Raw genomic sequence first — 17,534 nt, 5'->3', positions numbered from 1 at the left:
CAATAGCCCCTTCCCATCCTGTAAATCGGGATGGGAGAGGGGCTATGGCTCATTGCTATTCGTCATAAAATCAGCCGCTGACGGTTTCCATAAACAATTGATGAAGCGCTTCCGATTTCATCCCGGTAGTAACCTCCGCATTTGGCGTCCGATCGGATGCTATTGTCATTCCACGGGTCAATTTACCTGAAGTTTCTACACGAAGATGCATCGGACGGGTCTCGAAGAAAGAGCGATCAAAGCACCACGCAAGCGGAGCAAGATCATACATTACCGGTCCTGGCTTGCTTCCTTTGCTCGGCCACCACCGCTTTATGCAATCTCCGAGAAAAACGCCAAGCTCGGCGTTGCTGTTCTCGATTATACGGCAGTCCTCCGGGCACAGGATCAACTGGCGGGTTACGCTCCAGGTACCGAAGAACAGCGGGATACCGGATGTCAGCACCACCTCAGCCGCTTCCGGATCCCAAGTGATATTGTGCTCCTGACGGTGAACTTGCACCTCGCCGCCCATCAGCGCAATGCTGCGGATTTTGGATGCAATGGACGGCCGGAGACGCAAAGCCAAAGCAATATTGCTTAACGGTCCGATTGCCGCAATTGAGATATCCTGGGGGTAACGCTCAACCATTTGGATAATCAGCTCCGCCGCGTTTACCCTCTCTTCTTCCTGTTCACGCTCTTCGAGAGGAATCGCCGCGTATTGATTTAACCTTTTTTCGGTTGTCATCTTAGCAAGCTCTTCGTCGGACAAACCTCGCATCGGCAATTCAATGCCGGAACCGACTGGAATGTCTGTTTTCCCGATCAACTTCAACAAATGTTTGACTATTTTTGAACGTTTCTCGGCCCAGGGCGTTACGGTCGTGATGGCTTTAATGTCCAGGTGCGGACATAGCAAAGCAAACGTCAGCGCAAGCACATCATCCACATCGTCTCCGATATCGGTATCTACGATTATTCGGTTCATGAGATTCTCCTTAGGTTATTAAAATGAACATCGCTGGAATATTAAGGTTCTGCCCCATTATTGAACACGCAAACTTCGTTTGTCAATAAGTATTCTCTGCTCCTGCATGTTTTTTTGATAGTATGCTTCATTCCGAATAAAGTGTTGCAAAATGATACAGTTAAAACGGGAAAACAGACTATTAATTAAAATTTTTATGAGATATACTAAATACAAAATCGATATTATGTTATTTAGTTGCATAATTAAACAATAAACGATAAAGGGAGGAGCAATCTTATGAGCATCAAAACTTTAGTCGTGGCGCCTTATGCTGGACTGGCAGAGCTGACAAACAGCTTGAAAGCCGATCTGGAGGAGTTCGATATTACAGTCATACAAGGAGATCTCTCGGAGGTTCTCCCCCAAATCGATAGCTTTCATTTACAGGGATACGACTTGATCATTAGCCGGGGGGGAACGGCGACTCTGCTTAGTAAACATTCCTACCTCCCCGTCATTGATATTCAGGTATCCGGCTTTGATATATTGCGAATGCTGACATTGGTTAAGGGATTTCAGGCGCCCGTGGAGATGATTGGTTTTCGGAATGTGATTGAAGGGATTATCTCGGGTTCGAACTTGATGGATATGGATATATCCTACACGGTTATCCATCATCAGGACGAAGTTGATCAAGCCCTGCAAGCGGCAAAATCAAAGGGAGTCAAAGTGATCGTTGGAGACAACATTACCGTAAAGAAGGCAACGGGGCACGGAATGCAGGGGGTATTAATTACTTCTGGTCCAGAATCCGTTAAAGCGGCATTTACCCAAGCCAAGCAAATCTATAAGATATCCCAAACCTATAAGGTTAAGAACCAAGCATTCGAAACCCTTCTGAGCACGATGGAGACGGGATATGCGATCGTAGACCAAGAGGGGACAGTCAAATATGCAAACCAAGCATTTAGGGATTTATTGAAACTGAAAGAGTCGCAATCCAATCTATTTCGATCCTACCCCTATTTGCAAAAACTGCTAGTTAATCTAGGCCAGGGAATTACACTGGATCATCAAATGATGATGGTTGACCAAGAAGGACAATTCGCTCTTACCGGAGATGAAATCCCAATGGAAAGCGATTTGAAAGTGTATTACTTAAAGGCCAGACCTGCCGCGCAAGCTGCTGATGCCGACATACATTTCGGCTATTCCGCCGGATTAAACCATACATTCCCGCCATTAATAATGACGCAAGCCGTTTATTCGAAAGAAAAGGCGAGCTATACACTTCCGATGGCCGTTTATGGAGAAGAGGGAGCGGGCAGACGGCTGTTTGTTCTTGGCAGCTTGATGGATCATTCGAAGACTATGGTTGAGATCAAAATATTCAAATCGGCCGAGGCATCGTTCAGAGCATTGTTAGCCCTGATTTCGATATGCAATGAAGATCAAATTTTATATATTAGCGGCGCCGAGAACTTGACGCTTACAGCGCAAGAGGAGTTCGCAATTGCGTTAGAAAAGGTCGCGGCCAAGACGGTTTTCTCCTTTCTCGAAGATCCCGTCTTTATGCTGGAGCAAACGCAAATCGATAAGAAGCTTTACAACTTCTTCAAAAAACAGATTGTTTACATTGCTCCTTTACATGAAAGAAGGGAGGATTTAGAGGAATATATACGCGCTTTTCTAATCTCATTCAACGAAAAATACGGAAAACAAATAGTGGGTGTTCGACCGGAAGTTATAGAAGCGTTACATGATCACTCATGGGCAAACAATTTATTCGAGCTCAAAGATGTTATGGAGCAGTTTGTCCAACATACTTCCAGTGAGTACATTGATACGAATGTGTTGCCCATCCTTTACGGCTTGCAGCAAAATCAAAAAAACAAGGGTTCCTTAGATCCAGAGCTTACAGGACTGAATTTAAATCAAACTCTTGATCACATAGAAAAAGACATTATTCAAATCGTATTGGAGCAGGAAGGCATGAATCAATCGCACGCTGCCAATCGATTGGGCATTAATCGTTCGACCTTATGGAGAAAGCTGAAGGGATAGGGTGTGTGCTAGTGAAGGTTGCTATAATCGCGGATGATCTTACAGGAGCAAATGATACAGGCGTGCAGTTTTCTCGGAAAGGGTTATCGACCACGGTTTTATTGGACCTTAAGATTCAAATTTCCAGTAAACAGGATGTTGTTGCATTCGATACAGACAGCCGTTCTTTATCTAAGCAGGAAGCCGTTGAACGGGTCGATAGAGTATGTGATTACATTAAACAACAAGAAGTGCTGCCCGAAATCATCTATAAGAAAATTGATTCCACGCTTAGAGGGAATATAGGCGGGGAATGGGATGCCATTTATCGCGCGTTTCAACCGGACTTCATTGTGATAGCACCTTCTTATCCCAAGATGGGAAGAGTCATGAAAAGCGGAAGCATGTTTGTTAATGGATCATTGCTTCATGAGACAGCTGCATCGAAGGACCCCAAAAATCCGTCAACGAACTCCTATCTTCCGGAGTTGTTAAAGGAGCAATCGGAAAAACCGTTCGCTCTCCTGACAACCGAGCTGCTAAGAGGCGATCGCGCACGGCTGACCGAGAGAATGAAACAATTATATGAAGCGGGCATTCCTTATCTGCTTTTCGATGCCGAAACGGACGAGGATCTGGCGAACATAGCAGGATTATTCCGAGGGGGGGATTACCATGTGATTTGGTCGGGATCAGCAGGATTGGCCTACGCTTTAACGACCCAAGTCTCGGCAATGGAATCGAATAAAGCACAACCTTCCACTGATTCTGATTTGGTTATGGTTGTAGTTGGCAGTGTGCACGCGGCATCCAGGCGGCAGTTGGATTACTTATTGCAGCAAGAAAATAACATAGGGATCGAGTTGAATTCGTTATTGGCATTGACGGAAGAAGGACGAAATACAGAGTATGAACGAGTTTCCGATTTGGCTCTTCAAGCTCTACTCGTTCAACAAAATGTCATTCTTTATTCGTCAGCCGGTCCCGCAACGGTACAGAGCGCTCGAAGGCAAGGAAGAGAGCAGGGCATGGACGCCAATCAAGTAAGCAACACGATAAGCGACGCACTAGGAAAGGCGGCGGCACGCATTATTAAGCAATGCGGTATATCCAACCTGGTGCTGACAGGCGGAGATACGGCCAAGCAGGTTTGCTTGCATTTGGGGGCAGGGGAATTCGAGTTGATTACAGAGATTGAAGCAGGCGTTCCTGTGGGCAGATTATCTGTTCACAAGGGAATTAACGTGATTACGAAAGCGGGTGGCTTCGGCGGAGATGAAGTATTGCAGCGAGCCTTGGAAACGTTTACAGGGGGTGGGAGACAATTAAACCGATAATAGGAATAACAATGGGGGATGCAGCAGGCGTCGGACCGGAAATCATTGTTAAGGCGCTTCGGCATCAATCGATTTACGAAAAATGTCGCCCCGTAGTCATCGGCGATGCCCGGATTCTGCAGAGAGCGATAGAGGTTGTTCATGCGTCGGACATGCGGCTCCATAACATGAATGAACTGAAGGATGCGCGATTCGCTTATGGCAGTATGGATTGTCTGGATCTCGCTCTTTTGGAGAAAAATATTCCGTTTGGAAAGCTCTCTGCCGCAGCTGGCAATGCTGCCTTTCATTATGTAGCAAAAGCAGTCGAATTGGCCAAGGAGGGATTCATAGATGCCATTTGTACAGCGCCTCTAAATAAGGAAGCGCTGCAACTGGGAGGACATCCCTATCCGGGACATACCGAAATATTAGCAGACTTAACCGGCACGAAGGAATATTCGATGATGCTCTCGACGGCTAAGCTGAAAGTCATCCACCTGACTACTCATGTTGGATTGCTGAAAGCCATCGAAATGATTACGCCGGATAGAACCTTTAATGTCATTCGGCTTGCTTACGATACGTTGAAGAGAGCGGGAAATGAGAATCCCAAAATTGCTGTTTGCGGAATTAACCCGCATGCAGGAGAAAATGGATTATTCGGAAATGGAGAGGAAGAGGAGAAGCTGGTACCGGCTATTGAACGCGCAGTCGCGCTAGGGATTGATGTTACGGGCCCCTATCCAGCAGATACTTTGTTCTTCAGGGCTATGCGCGGCGACTTTGATATTGTTGTCGCTTGTTATCATGATCAAGGTCATGCACCCGTAAAAGTACTGGGCATTGAATCGGGAGTGAACATCACTGTCGGATTAAACGGCGGCATTATAAGAACCTCCGTTGATCATGGCACGGCTTTTGATATTGCAGGTCAAAATCTGGCTGATGAAAGCAGCTTGATTGAAGCGATTCATTCGGCTATAGAATTGTCGCCTTTAACCTTACACGACTAGGAGTGATTACTTATGGAATATAACAAACCCGTAAGACCAGAGAATATGGAGCATGTTACGATTTATAGAAATGATGGGGAGTTCAGCTCATGGCCTTTTAACGCGGGCATGTGGAAGATTAATGAAAATAATATTCTAGTAGGGTTTATGAATATTCCATGCGATTATTCCAATCCCGCCAATCGCAAGCATGGACGGGTCGAAGTATATAGTAAAATAAAGTCTGTACGAACAAGGGATGGCGGACACACATGGAGCGAGGCGTCGGAAATAGCCGATAATGTGAAGACAACCCACGATTTGCTGTTTGAAAGGCCATTTGCATATACCGAAGGTTTCGACTTTAATGATCCAAATGTTTTATTGGAATGCTGGTGTTCGCCTAATTCCGGAGAGCCGAATTCGACTGCATGGGTAAAGATGTCCAGAGATGGCGGAGAAACTTGGGGAAAGCCGGCTGCTCTTCCTAAATGCGATATTCCGAGATACCAGGGAAGACCTTCCTATATCGTTCGTCCGGATGGCGTGGTGCTCCTGTTTTTAACGGCGCAACCGAAAAATAATCCGCATGACCGTCCCGTTGTGTTCGCCTCTTTTGACAATGGAGTAAGCTGGTCGCTTATTTCATTAATGCCGAACAGCAATGAATATCGGATGATCTGTCCTTCCCCAGTATTAATGAAGGACGGCACGATCTTGGTATCCGTAAGATGCAAACCAGACATGATTGCGGCATGGGATGAATTATATGCGTCGGATGATGGCGGGTTGACCTGGCGTTTTGTCTCGCGAATTAATGATCATGGGGATACCGTTCATTTGACTCTAATGGAAGACGGACGATTGTTTGCGGTATATGGCTATCGACGTCCTGGTTATGGCGTACGCGCTCGAATTAGCGAGGATAACGGCGCGACATGGGGACCCGAGCTGATTTTGCGCGATGATGGCGGGAGTCTTGACTTAGGTTATCCTCGAGCAGTAGAGGTGCGGCCGGGAGAGCTATTGATCTCTTATTATTTTAATGACAAAAGCGATCCGATTGGCGTTCGCTATATTGGCGGAACGATTTTAAGAGTATAATTGTAGTGTTGCAATCAATTGAATAACATAATGCCAATTACGCCCTCAAACGATGAGTTGAGGGCGTAAAATCATTATTAATGGAGGCCAATATGAAATATCAACTTAAATTCGGCGTTCTAAAGCAGTATTTTATTTGGAATGTGCTTATGATTGTTGTGATCATAGGCTTGATCGGATTAATACTGATGGGCATGATCACGAATATGGTAGAAAAGGAAATGTCGGATATTAATGCTCGGCGGATGACTTATGTGAACTCGATTATCGAGTTAGGCGTGCTCGAGCCGGCTGAGAAGATTGTGTTAGAGCAATTGCTTGCCCCGCAGAATTTGGATTTTTCCGGAGGGTATAGCCATGTCGAAGCGAACAGACAGCTAAAGAAGCTGATTGCCGTGCTGCCGTTCGTTGAATCTCTTAATATTTATTATCCAGGAGAGAAGACGCTGATATCCAGCAGAGGCATTAAATATGAGTATCAGTCCACGGTTACAAACGAATTTGTGAATCATTTCATGACGGATCAGAACGGCAATAAAAAATGGTTTCCATTTAAGGAGGACGCTAATCTAACCTTCGAAAGAACAGGAGAGGTCATCAGCTACGCAAGAGCTTCGGCATTAAAGCAGGACGGGGAGCCCGTATTTATTTTTTATATTAATATTTACAGCAAATATATTTCCAATATGCTGCGCAGCCAGTTGATTAATCCGAACGAAGCCATACTCATTCTCAATCATGACAATGAAATTGTTGTGCAGTCGGATCCTTCAGCTCGCTATGCTATGACTCAGGCAAATGATCTGATCGAAGCAAGTCAAAAAGAAGATAAGCAGCTGAATATTCGTGAGATCAATGGACAAAACGTTATGCTGCTTAACCATACATCGAGCTATAATGATTGGACCTATACATTAATCATGCCGCTTAGCGATTTTTTTCGCGTATCCAGTTATATTCAGAACATAATCATCTATGTATCGTTAGGCACTTTGATTGTAGGTCTCTTAGTAGCCTTATTTGTCGCGATCAATCAATATAGACCCATTAAACAAATTATTGCCCACTTATTGCATACGAGCGGCACCCATGAGTTGAATGGCAATGCCTACGCTTTTATTAACGATACGATTAAAAATATGCATGTATCCGTAAATGCCCTTAGGATGCAGGTAAACAAGAGCAGGCTTAATCAATTGCTGCGAGGCATTATCGATGACGAAAGCAATGCAGAGATAAGCCATATCCTGCATGAAGAGCAAAGTGTCGTTGCAGCTTTTCAAATAAATGAGTTGGACATGAATGAAAGCGTATTCGAGCAATTGGAATATGCTGTTGTTCAATCGGGATTAATGACGGATTATAATGTGCTGATCACTTCTTATTCCAAAGATATCATTGTTGTGGTTATTAATTTTAAAACCGACGAAAATGTTGTGTTCGAACGAATTGAATTGGCGACTTCCCTATTAGCAGGCACATTCGCATTTCCGATCCGTGTAGGCGCCGGATCGATTGTCAGAGGACTAGGCCAGTTGCACTCCTCCTGCGAGCAGGCGCTCAGAGCGCTCAAGCATCACTTCTTAACAAAGGAAAAATCCGTGGTGTTGTATAGCAGTGCTGTCGCGAGCATGGGAGAGTTTCGTATACCAGAGCTTTATCGGCAGCTTGTCCAGGCCTTCGAAGCTCATAATGTTCAAGAGATACATCGTTTGCTTGATTGTATCGCCGTTAAGCTATCCAAGCAAAGCTGCCGCATAGAGAGCGTGGAGCTCATCATCCATCAAATCATGCAGCTCGTGACCCAAAAGATGATGGAGGTCGAACCAAAGAGCGGGGAAAGTATGCTCGTTTATAAAAACGTTCCTGAGGAGTTCTATGGCAAGGGAGATATATTCGAGGCTTTAGAATGGCTGAAGACGTTTATTGCCGACATTTTTTCCTTGCATGTAGAGGAGAATACGAACCATATCCTTATGCAGAGTGTTAAGAGCTATATCGATACACACTATCATGAGGAGATTTCATTAGAGCTGCTTTCTCAAAAGACGTTTATAAGTGCCACTTACATTTCGGCTTTGTTTAAAAAAACCTTCCATATCGGGGTATCCGAATATGTATCCGAGTTGAGAATGATGAAAGCCAAAGAGCTGCTTGAGAGCAGCAATTTAAAGGTAGAGGAGATTGCCGGCAAAGTCGGGATGACCAATAGCACCTACTTTATTACACGGTTCAAACGCAGATTCGGGATGACGCCGAATCAATATAAATTACATGTTCGAAGCAGTGAAATCAAGGAATTAAGGGAATTGAAGGAAGTGAAGGAATCATAAAAAAGTGAAGTTTTCCCCGAATCCCCCGCGTTTTCGAGCAAATGATAAGAAAACGAAGGTATCCCAAATTGTTGAGATTGTTTCGTAAAGCGCTTTCGTTTAAATTGACTTCGAAGGCATGAAAGCGGTTGCGAAAAAGGGGGTGTTTACATGGGCTCAGTAACCTGGAAGTCATACGTGAAGTATAAATTTTTATTCCTATTGCTCCTCCCGGCTTTAGCGTACATGATTATTTTTAATTATGCGCCAATGTATGGAGTATTAATTGCTTTCAAGGATTATTCGTTTACGAAAGGCGTTTGGGCAAGCCCTTGGGTCGGATTCGAGCATTTCCACCAGCTGTTTAATGCAAGTACAAACTTCACCCGCATCTTGCGCAACACCGTCGTGATCAGCGGCCTGAAGATGATATTTACTTTTGGCGGCGCAATCGTGCTCGCGCTGTTCATCAACGAGATTCGCAGTACGGCATTCAAGCGTATTACGCAGAATATCAGTTACCTGCCGCACTTCTTATCCTGGGTGATCATTGGAAGCATCATGATGGAGATGTTATCTCCGTCCAACGGCGTCGTCAATAAAATCATCGAACTCTTCGGGGGTCAAACGATCTATTTTTTGGCGGACAAATATTGGTTTTTGTCCATCATTGTTGCATCGGATATATGGCAAAGCATTGGCTGGGGCTCCATCATTTACTTGGCCGCCATTAGCGGCATCGATCCGCAGCTCTATGACTCGGCGAAGATTGACGGTGCAGGTAGAGCTCGCCAGATGTTCAGCATTACCCTCCCCTCCATTGCCAATGTCATTGCGATTATGTTGATTCTGCAGGTGGGCAGTATTCTGAACGCGGGCTTCGATCAGATCTTTAATCTTTATAATTTCAAGGTGTTCGAGGTCGCCGATATACTAGATACCTATGCTTATCGAGCCGGACTGGAGCAAGGGAATTATAGTTTATCCACTGCAGTAAGCTTATTTAAAAATGGCGTTGGATTAGTACTGGTTCTGATAGCGAATAAAATTGTCAATCGAATGGGCCATACAGGATTATGGTAGAGGAGGCAAGCTGTGGGGAAACAACGTCTTTCTTTGTTCGACATTTTTAACTATGCCGCACTTACTATTTTCTGCTTGTCCATCCTGTACCCGTTCGTGTATTTGATCAATATGTCATTAAGCACGTCAGCAGGGTTGTACAGCAGGGATTTTGCCTTATTTTTGTGGCCGGAAGGTTTTACGTTAGAAGCGTATCGCAAGTTCTTGTCCATGAATTATGTGTATTCGGGTTATGGAAGCACGATATTCCGGACCGTCGCAGGCACGGTTTTATCGCTAATTGTAATGTCTGGCGCAGCGTATGCGTTATCAAAAAAATATTTGCCGCATTTGAAGATTTACACCACGATATTCGTTATTACCATGTTTTTTGGCGGCGGTCTCATCCCATCTTATTTGTTAATGCGCAATCTTGGATTGCTGGACAATGTTTGGATTCTCGTACTGGGACCTATGGTCAATGCTTTTTATCTGTTGATTATACGTAATTTCTTTATGAGCATTCCAGAGGAGCTTGAAGAATCTGCCCGTCTTGACGGGGCAGGCGATATTAAAATATTTACGCATGTTATCATCCCGCTTTCGCTGCCTGTCATCGCTACGATCGGCTTATGGCAAGCCGTAAACCATTGGAATGCTTGGTTCGATTCATTGATTTATATCAATTCTATGGACAAACATGTCATCAGCGTTCATATTCGTCGACTGGTGATCGAACAGAATGCAGCAATGAATGATCAGCTTATTAACAGCTTGGGTTCCGTCCAGAAAAAAGATATGCCGGCGCCGGAATCCATTCGCGCTGCGGCGATTATGGTAACCATTGTTCCTATTTTATGTGTGTATCCGTTTATTCAGAGGTTTTTTGTACGAGGCGTTATGGTTGGCGCGGTTAAGGGTTAAATGAATCCAAAATTGGGGGGAAGTATCAATGAAGAGGAAATCCAGCATAGTACTTACGGTGATTTTAGTTTTCGCCTTGTTAGTTTCAGCTTGCGGGAAAAACGAGCCATCAAACACATCAGGATCAAATGCAAGCCCGATCTCGAGCCCGGATTCAAAAAACAATCAAGGTTCCAATAACGACGCCGAAGCAAAAGAAGCGACTGTCGCCTTGAAGTGGCAAGGTCCGAACTATCCATTTGAAGATGGCACCTACGCGCAGAAATTAATGGAGGAAACGTTTAATGTCTCGATTACGCCGGTTCGTATCGATGATAGTCAGCAGCTGAATCTTCTACTTGCCAGTGGTGATATTCCGGATATTATGTATATTAGCACAAGCGAATTGGTTGGTTACGTAAAAAACGATGTCCTTGCGGGCATTCCGCTCGATATGGTTAAGAAGTTCGCGCCAGACTATTATGACATCGTCGTCAAACAAGATCCGAATGTGTTCACATATGGCAGCTTGGATGGTACTCTTTATGGTCTGCCTCGTTTAGATGCCGCTACTGCGCCATATGCCCTTTCAATTCGTGGTGACTGGCTGAAGAATGTCGGCAGCGACGTTCCAAAAACGCTTGAACAATTAGAAGAAGTTTTCGTGAAATTCCGCAATAATGACCCGGACCAGGATGGCAAAAAAAATACCTATGCCATGTCAATGGGAAGCGACAACGTTCATTCCTGGTTTAACTCGCTCTTCGGCGCGTACAACACAAATCCCTTCCTCTGGCTTGAGCGCGATGGCAAGCTCCAGTACGGATTTACATTAAATGAAACCAAAGAAGCCTTGAAGCTTCTTGCGAAATGGAAGAGCATGGACTTAATCGATCCGGAATTCATTACCGATAAGTCAAGAACGAGCGGGCAAGACGATATTTCTTATAAGTTTTCGGCAGGCCGCATTGGTTATGCGGACAATATCTCATATGATGACCAACAGTGGGACAACGATGGACATCTAAATGCGAAGTGGGTAGCGCAGCATCCGGAATGGCAAGAGTTTTTCGGCGATCCAGCGAATACGTATGTGACGGAACCCTTCTATTCCGTTCCTGAATCGGGACCGCAGCCCGTATATGTGAATATGGCGCCGCCAACCGGACCCGATGGTCAATCAGGCACATTAGTGGGTAATCTTCTATCGCGTTTCATCGTTTTCGGCAAGCAAGTGGCCAATGATGATGAGAAGATGGAAAGGTTGCTGACCATACTCAATACGCTTGTGTCTAATGAAGATGTATACGTTTCGATCGAGTTTGGTGCGGAAGGCAAGGTTTGGGAATATAACGATGCCGGACAGAGGGTTATGAAGGAAGGCTGGACGGAGTCGGCCGAATATCATCCACAAGGTAAAAACCTGGGCACGGGACTATTCTTCGATCTATTGTTCGCGACCAATCCGGATTTCTTGTCGGCATTCGGAGGTCCGCGCGCGGTACAACGTTATGAGAAGACCAAGCCGATAACCAACCATACAGGTATTGGCAATGCCGTGAAGGCGCCTCTTGCTTCCGAGTCGAAATATCCGGATCTTAGCGCAATGCTGCAAGAGTATATTATGAAAGCTATTTTGGGCGAGGTTGATATCGACGCGACTTACGATTCTACCGTTGCCAAGTGGCTTAGCGCCGGCGGAGAGGTATTGACCCAAGAGGCGAATGATTGGTTTGCAAGCACGAAGTAATGATTTAATCCATGGATGGCATCATAGAGAAACCGTCAGAGCGTTATGCTCTGACGGTTTTTTTATCTCGTTCCAGCTTAATTGTATTATGGATCAGACCAGCTAGAATCAGGATTCGCGTTCCCGTTATTTGATGTGGAAACCGAAGACGAGCTCTTTTCTTTTTATGCAACGCCATAGGCCGAGCGGTTCTACCGCTTCTCCAGCCGCTTGCGGTATTCCGATGGGCTACAGCCTTCGAACTTCTTAAACAGACGGCTGAAGTAGAAAGGATCGGTGAACCTTAGCATTTCGCCGATTTCCTTCGCCAGCAGCTCCGGGTCGGAACGGATTAGCTGCTTGGCCTTCTCGATCTTGAGATATGCGAGATATTCGATCAGCGGCATTCCTCTGTATTGCTTGAAGAGCTTGCTCAAATAAGGGGCGGTGAGGCCGATGCCGGAAGCGAGCTCTTTTGGATCGAAATTGCGATGGGAATTTGCCTTCAGATAGTCGTCGAGTTTGCTGACGACGCCTTCCGGAGAGTCGCGCGAGATGCTGTTCTCCACGAACAAAACAACTTCTAGCCGCTCGATTAGAGAGTCGCTCCATATTTCGTTAGGAGTAACGCTTTCCATACTTTCGTCGACGACGGAATCGATATCGACGTCCCTCCTCCAATACCCATTGCCGACAGCGTGGAGGGTCCGTTTCACAAGGGCCGTGAAGTCCGGGACGGGAAGCTGGGCCGAGTGCCATTCTCCGATCAACGAGGACAACTCGGCCTTGAACAAGCTTTTCTGCTGCAGATGAACCATTGATCTTAAGGAGATCAATCTTTCGTTTGTCAGAACGGTAACAGGAGAACCGGCTTCCGACGCATCTGGTGTTTCGTTCTCCCTTATCAGCTTGGATACGCCGTGTTCGGCCCTTCGCCGCAGCAAAGCCCGGAGAGAACCAAGCGATCCTGCGATGTCGCCCAACCGGGCAACCGGTGCTCCGATTGCGATGTTAACTGTTTTTCCCGATCTTGCCTCCAGCAAACGCTGCAACGCTTTCGCCAATTGCTCTCTTTTCGCTATCTCCCCGTCGTCGTCCCGATCCCCATCGACAATCACGATTTTCTCCGAGGACGTTTTCCCGCTCCATACTCGGACCGTAGTGCCAGGATCCGTTAGCGTGGCAAGCTCCGACTCCAAGTCGGCAGGGTTTGCTTCCGCCCCGGACGCTCCCCCGCACAGCGCCACAAGCAGCCCCAACGAGCGGCCGGCGAACAACCCATCGGATTCGTCGCGGAGTTGCTCCCCATGCAGCGCGGAGAGCAGCAGCGACCGCTTTTTCTGCTCTTTCCGCCCCTCTAGCATCGCTCCGAGCTTGGCCAACACCTTCCGCACATCGTCTGGCGACACCGGCTTCAGCAAATAGTCGTAGGCCTGAAATTTTAGCGCTTCCTTGGCATAGTCGAAATCCCGGTAGCCGCTCAGAATGACGAACGGGAGCTCAGGATCTTTTTGCCGGATCGTCTTGATTAATTCCAGGCCGTCCATGACCGGCATGCGAATGTCGGTAAACAGGACGTCCGGGGTTTCCTCTTCCAGCTTTCGCAGAGCGTCGGCGCCGTTGATCGCGGTAGCCGTCACCCGGAAAAGCGAGGAGTTTCGTTCGATCTCATACCGAATGTCCCGAATCAAAGGAGGCTCGTCTTCGACTACCATTACCCTGTACATGTCCGTCCTCCGTTCCCGTTTTGATTTTTCCGCCAAAGCTTACCTTCAGTCCCCGTTCCGGAGCGTTCTCGATTTTCATCGTCGCGCTTTCCCCGTGCAGGAGCATCAGCCTTGCATACGTGTTGACGATGCCCAGACTGTACGATTCCGTACGGACCTCGTCTCCCGATCGCCTCTCGTTGGAGAACAAAGCCTCGATCTTCGACCTCAGCGCCTCTAAAGCCAGCTCGTCAGCTCCAGCTCCATCGTCGAGGATAGATATTTTCCAATGTCCGTCCGCTACCCGTCCCTCGATCCGTATATGCCAAGGAGGAGGAACGGAGGCGAATGCATGCTTCATCGCGTTTTCCACGAAAGGCTGGATCGTGATTCTCGGAAGCTCAATGTCCCTCAGCTCAGGCTCGATGTCAATCTCAAAATCGAAATGCTCCTCGTAGCGGTATTTCAACAAATTTAAATAATTGCGCGTATATTCGATTTCATCCTCGACCCGAACAAAGTCGGAGGAGGTCGTATAGCGAAGCTGCGAAGAGAGCTGCCTGCACATTTCCGCGACCTTTTCGGGCTGCTCGCCGTGTTTGGCCGAGGCTCCGATCGTCGCTAACGTGTTATGGATAAAATGCGGATTGATCTGGGATTGGAGAGCCAGCAATTGCGCCTTGGCCTCCCGTTCGCCCGCCTCGGTCAACTGCTCGATCGACAGCTGCAAGCGCGAAAACATTTTTCGGAACAGCCGATCGAGCTGCTGCAGCTCGTTGTTTTTGTCCGTATAGTCGATGTTCAGCGCCAAATTGCTTAAGGTCACCTGCTTAAGCGAGCTGCCCAGCGTCCGGAGAGGGAGGGTAAGCCGCTTCGAGCTGTGATGAAGGACGATCAGCGTCGCCAGCAGGACCAGTAAGCCTGCGCCGACGATCAGCGCGTTAAGCCGGCCGACGGAAGCTAGCGCCTGCTCTCGAGATTGGGCGATGGTCAGCACGTGGCCGGTCAGCGGAGATTGGCGGTAGGTAAGCAGCATCGGCTCGCCCCCGCTGTTGCGGACCGAAGCCGAGCCGCTGGATCCTGCAAATACGTAAGGCTTGTACAGCTCTGCATCTTCGGCAGAGGCCGAGGCATCGATGGACGGTCGCGGATAGAACAGGTCGCCTGTCGGATCGAATATATAGAACTCCGAATCGATCGCCGGGTCGGGTTCATATAGGCGAGCTAGATCGCTATACCTTTGCTGCACTTCGATATAACCGTACTCTCTACCCGCCGCATCCTTGATTTTGCGGCTGAGAGAAAATACCGGAACCTGAAGCTGCGACCAGTTGTCGAGATGCGGGGGAAGCAGCGTGAAGCTGCCGTCTCCGTCCGCAAGCGGTGCGAAGATCGGAATGCCTTCCAGGCCGGCCTGGAAGAGCGCTTCCGCGTTGTCTAACGACTGCGGCGAGAGGGCATACTTGTGCTCAAAATTAAAGGCGACGATTTTAAAGGCGGAGCTGAAAGGACCGTTGATCGAGGAAATCGTGTTGGTCAGCTTCCTTGTGTCTTGAACCCCAAGGCCCGGGATGCTGGCCGGGGTATAGAGATGCTTAGCCAGGTTTTCATCCAGAAGCAGGCTGACGTTGATCCGTTCCATATCCTTTACGCGCCCGTCGAATTGCTCCGTAATTTTCTGAAGCAGGCGTTCGGTGCCGGTATAGACTCCTTTTTGGACCATTTTTGACGAGTACACGGCCAAGGCGGCGACAATGCAGGCGATGATTAATAGAATGAGGATCGAATAGGTGACGAAAATTTTCGTCTGGAGGCTCCCGTTTTTCAGCATTCGCCAGCCCTCTCTTTCGCAATGATCCGACTCTTCTGCCTAATGTAACAGACGACTTGACAATTCGTCCAACCCCCGGGAAACGCGTTATTTTTGTGCCGAATCGTACATGCGGTTTTCCTAACGAGTCCATTCTTCTCCGAGCTGAATGCGTTTACAATAGAGATCGGGACATGTCCGACGCTCGACAAAAAAGATCATAATTTCATTAAATGAACGGGGGAATCAGCAAGTGAATTTTCGTCTACAGAAATCTGCGTTAGCCCTTCTAACATGCTTTGTTTTGCTTTTCCTTTCGGCTTGCGCGTCCGGAAACAAGGCCGAGCCGTCTGCCAGCGGTTCGCAGCCTGCATCCGAAACGCCGTCTGCCAGCAAAGAGACGGCTCCGGAGAAAGTGACGCTTTCGATCATGGTCGGAGGCAACAACAAATTTTACGAAACGATTACTAAGGAATACACGAATCGCAATCCGCACGTAACCTTCGATTTGCAGACTGTGGATGGAAGCCAGTACGACACTTTGCTCAGAACGCGCATCGCAACGAAGAATTTGCCGGATATCGTCGGACATAACGTCTCCGACATGGCGAGAAGATACAACCCGACCGACAATTTTGTCGACCTATCCGGCGAACCATGGGTCGGCCGACTCGTCAATCCGGATATCCTCAAAATCGACGACAAGATTTACAACCTGCCTTTCGCCGCCTCTGGCTCCGCGCTGGGCATCGTCTACAACAAAAAAATATTCGCCGATCTAAACCTGAGCGTACCGAGAACGTTCGAGGAGCTTTTGCAAGTATGCGAGACGCTGAAGACGAATGGCATCACGCCGTTCTATCTGGGGAACAAAGACGGATGGGTCGCGCAAATCTGGGGACTGACCACGTTTTCGGAGGTCGTCAAGAACACCGATATCATGGATAAGATTAACGCCAATCAGCTCAAGCACGCAGACGTTCCGGGCTTCGAGGAAGCTTTGGGGCAGATCATGCAGTTGTTCGAGAAAGGTTATGTGAACGAAGACCATCTTTCCGTAGGTTTCGACGGTCTTGGGGGAGCGATGAATTCGGGGAAAGCGGCTATGACCGTGCTCGGAGATTTTATCGATGCGGGCGAGCAAGTGGGCGACTACGGTATTTTCGCGACGCCGGGCGTGGACAACCCCGATCTGACCGTCGGTACCGTAACGGGCTGGTTCATCTCCAAAAACTCCAAAAACATCGAAGAAGCGAAAAAGTTTCTGGACTTTTGGAGCCAACCGGACATTATCGGCATTCAGTACGCGGAAGATCCGAGATTCTCGGCGTTCAAGGACGTCCAGGTCAGCTTTAACCCGCTGATGCAAGCGGAATACGACGAGTACATCTCCCAAGGTAAGGTCGTGCGTCAATATAACGATTTGATTGCCGTGGATACGTCCGAGCTGTTCCGGCTCTATCAGGACATGTTCGGCAAAGGCAAGACACCGAAGCAGGTGCTTGAGGCTTGGGACGAGAAAGTCGCCGAGCTGGCCAAAGCCGCCGAGCTGCCGGGATGGTAAGCGAAACGGGTTAGCTGCCGAAGAAGAGGCCGACGACA

General features: G+C 47.5%; 12 protein-coding genes. 9 read left to right on the top strand and 3 right to left on the bottom strand.

Translation table 11 applies throughout. The features are described 5' to 3' along the window. Positions 1–70: 70 nt before the first annotated feature. Positions 71–970, bottom strand: a complete 900-nt coding sequence (locus tag B1748_RS27240; protein WP_087571109.1) for a nucleoside hydrolase — start codon at positions 968–970, stop codon at positions 71–73. A 339-nt stretch (positions 971–1,309) separates the two neighbouring features. Between B1748_RS27240 and B1748_RS27235 the strand changes: the two genes are divergently transcribed. From B1748_RS27235 to B1748_RS27200, 8 genes are all read left to right on the top strand, one after another. Then, on the top strand, positions 1,310–3,016 hold the full coding sequence (locus tag B1748_RS27235) for a PrpR N-terminal domain-containing protein (protein WP_179215854.1): 1,707 nt from the start codon (positions 1,310–1,312) through the stop codon (positions 3,014–3,016). 11 nt (positions 3,017–3,027) lie between these two features. Continuing rightward, positions 3,028–4,332: a four-carbon acid sugar kinase family protein gene (locus tag B1748_RS27230; protein ID WP_179215853.1), complete on the top strand. Its 1,305-nt coding sequence runs from the start codon at positions 3,028–3,030 to the stop codon at positions 4,330–4,332. After that, on the top strand, positions 4,320–5,327 hold the full coding sequence (gene pdxA, locus B1748_RS27225) for a 4-hydroxythreonine-4-phosphate dehydrogenase PdxA (RefSeq protein ID WP_373271309.1): 1,008 nt from the start codon (positions 4,320–4,322) through the stop codon (positions 5,325–5,327). Before B1748_RS27230 ends, pdxA begins: the two co-directional genes overlap by 13 nt. A gap of 12 nt (positions 5,328–5,339) precedes the next feature. Next, positions 5,340–6,410: a sialidase family protein gene (locus tag B1748_RS27220; protein WP_087571105.1), complete on the top strand. Its 1,071-nt coding sequence runs from the start codon at positions 5,340–5,342 to the stop codon at positions 6,408–6,410. Positions 6,411–6,502: 92 nt separating this feature from the next. Continuing rightward, positions 6,503–8,743 carry a helix-turn-helix domain-containing protein gene (locus B1748_RS27215; protein ID WP_179215852.1) on the top strand — a complete coding sequence of 747 codons (2,241 nt, stop codon included), beginning with the start codon at positions 6,503–6,505 and terminating at the stop codon, positions 8,741–8,743. Positions 8,744–8,893: 150 nt separating this feature from the next. Continuing rightward, entirely contained in the window at positions 8,894–9,805 is a 912-nt protein-coding gene (locus B1748_RS27210) for an ABC transporter permease (protein ID WP_087571103.1), read from the top strand. 12 nt (positions 9,806–9,817) lie between these two features. Further along, complete coding sequence (locus B1748_RS27205; RefSeq protein WP_087571102.1) at positions 9,818–10,708, top strand: carbohydrate ABC transporter permease; 891 nt, start codon at positions 9,818–9,820, stop codon at positions 10,706–10,708. 28 nt (positions 10,709–10,736) lie between these two features. After that, positions 10,737–12,437, top strand: coding sequence for a type 2 periplasmic-binding domain-containing protein (locus B1748_RS27200; protein WP_087571101.1), 1,701 nt, complete (start codon positions 10,737–10,739; stop codon positions 12,435–12,437). 191 nt (positions 12,438–12,628) lie between these two features. On the opposite strand, the gene B1748_RS27195 is transcribed toward B1748_RS27200, so the two are convergent. Together B1748_RS27195 and B1748_RS27190 are read right to left on the bottom strand one after the other, a co-directional pair. Further along, complete coding sequence (locus tag B1748_RS27195; protein WP_087571100.1) at positions 12,629–14,143, bottom strand: response regulator; 1,515 nt, start codon at positions 14,141–14,143, stop codon at positions 12,629–12,631. Continuing rightward, positions 14,085–15,953 (bottom strand): cache domain-containing sensor histidine kinase, encoded by a 1,869-nt coding sequence (locus B1748_RS27190; protein ID WP_087571099.1) that lies wholly within the window; start codon positions 15,951–15,953, stop codon positions 14,085–14,087. Before B1748_RS27190 ends, B1748_RS27195 begins: the two co-directional genes overlap by 59 nt. Before the next feature lie 232 nt (positions 15,954–16,185). Here B1748_RS27190 and B1748_RS27185 point away from each other — a divergent pair, with 232 nt between their 5' ends. After that, positions 16,186–17,496 (top strand): ABC transporter substrate-binding protein, encoded by a 1,311-nt coding sequence (locus B1748_RS27185; protein WP_087571098.1) that lies wholly within the window; start codon positions 16,186–16,188, stop codon positions 17,494–17,496. Positions 17,497–17,534: the final 38 nt, after the last annotated feature.

Origin of the sequence: Paenibacillus sp. MY03, from assembly GCF_002165585.1 — a bacterium.
Taxonomy (GTDB): Bacteria; Bacillota; Bacilli; order Paenibacillales; family Paenibacillaceae; genus Pristimantibacillus; species Pristimantibacillus agaridevorans.
Note: the sequence above shows the minus strand (reverse complement) of the source record. Positions and strands in the feature narration are given on the sequence as shown.

Excerpts from the sequence above, each read along its gene's own strand:
- B1748_RS27240 (WP_087571109.1), bottom strand. The coding sequence starts at position 970 with ATGAACCGAATAATCGTAGATACCGATATCGGAGACGATGTGGATGAT.
- B1748_RS27220 (WP_087571105.1), top strand. The coding sequence starts at position 5,340 with ATGGAATATAACAAACCCGTAAGACCAGAGAATATGGAGCATGTTACG.
- B1748_RS27215 (WP_179215852.1), top strand. The coding sequence starts at position 6,503 with ATGAAATATCAACTTAAATTCGGCGTTCTAAAGCAGTATTTTATTTGG.
- B1748_RS27210 (WP_087571103.1), top strand. The coding sequence starts at position 8,894 with ATGGGCTCAGTAACCTGGAAGTCATACGTGAAGTATAAATTTTTATTC.
- B1748_RS27200 (WP_087571101.1), top strand. The coding sequence starts at position 10,737 with ATGAAGAGGAAATCCAGCATAGTACTTACGGTGATTTTAGTTTTCGCC.
- B1748_RS27195 (WP_087571100.1), bottom strand. The coding sequence starts at position 14,143 with ATGTACAGGGTAATGGTAGTCGAAGACGAGCCTCCTTTGATTCGGGAC.
- B1748_RS27190 (WP_087571099.1), bottom strand. The coding sequence starts at position 15,953 with ATGCTGAAAAACGGGAGCCTCCAGACGAAAATTTTCGTCACCTATTCG.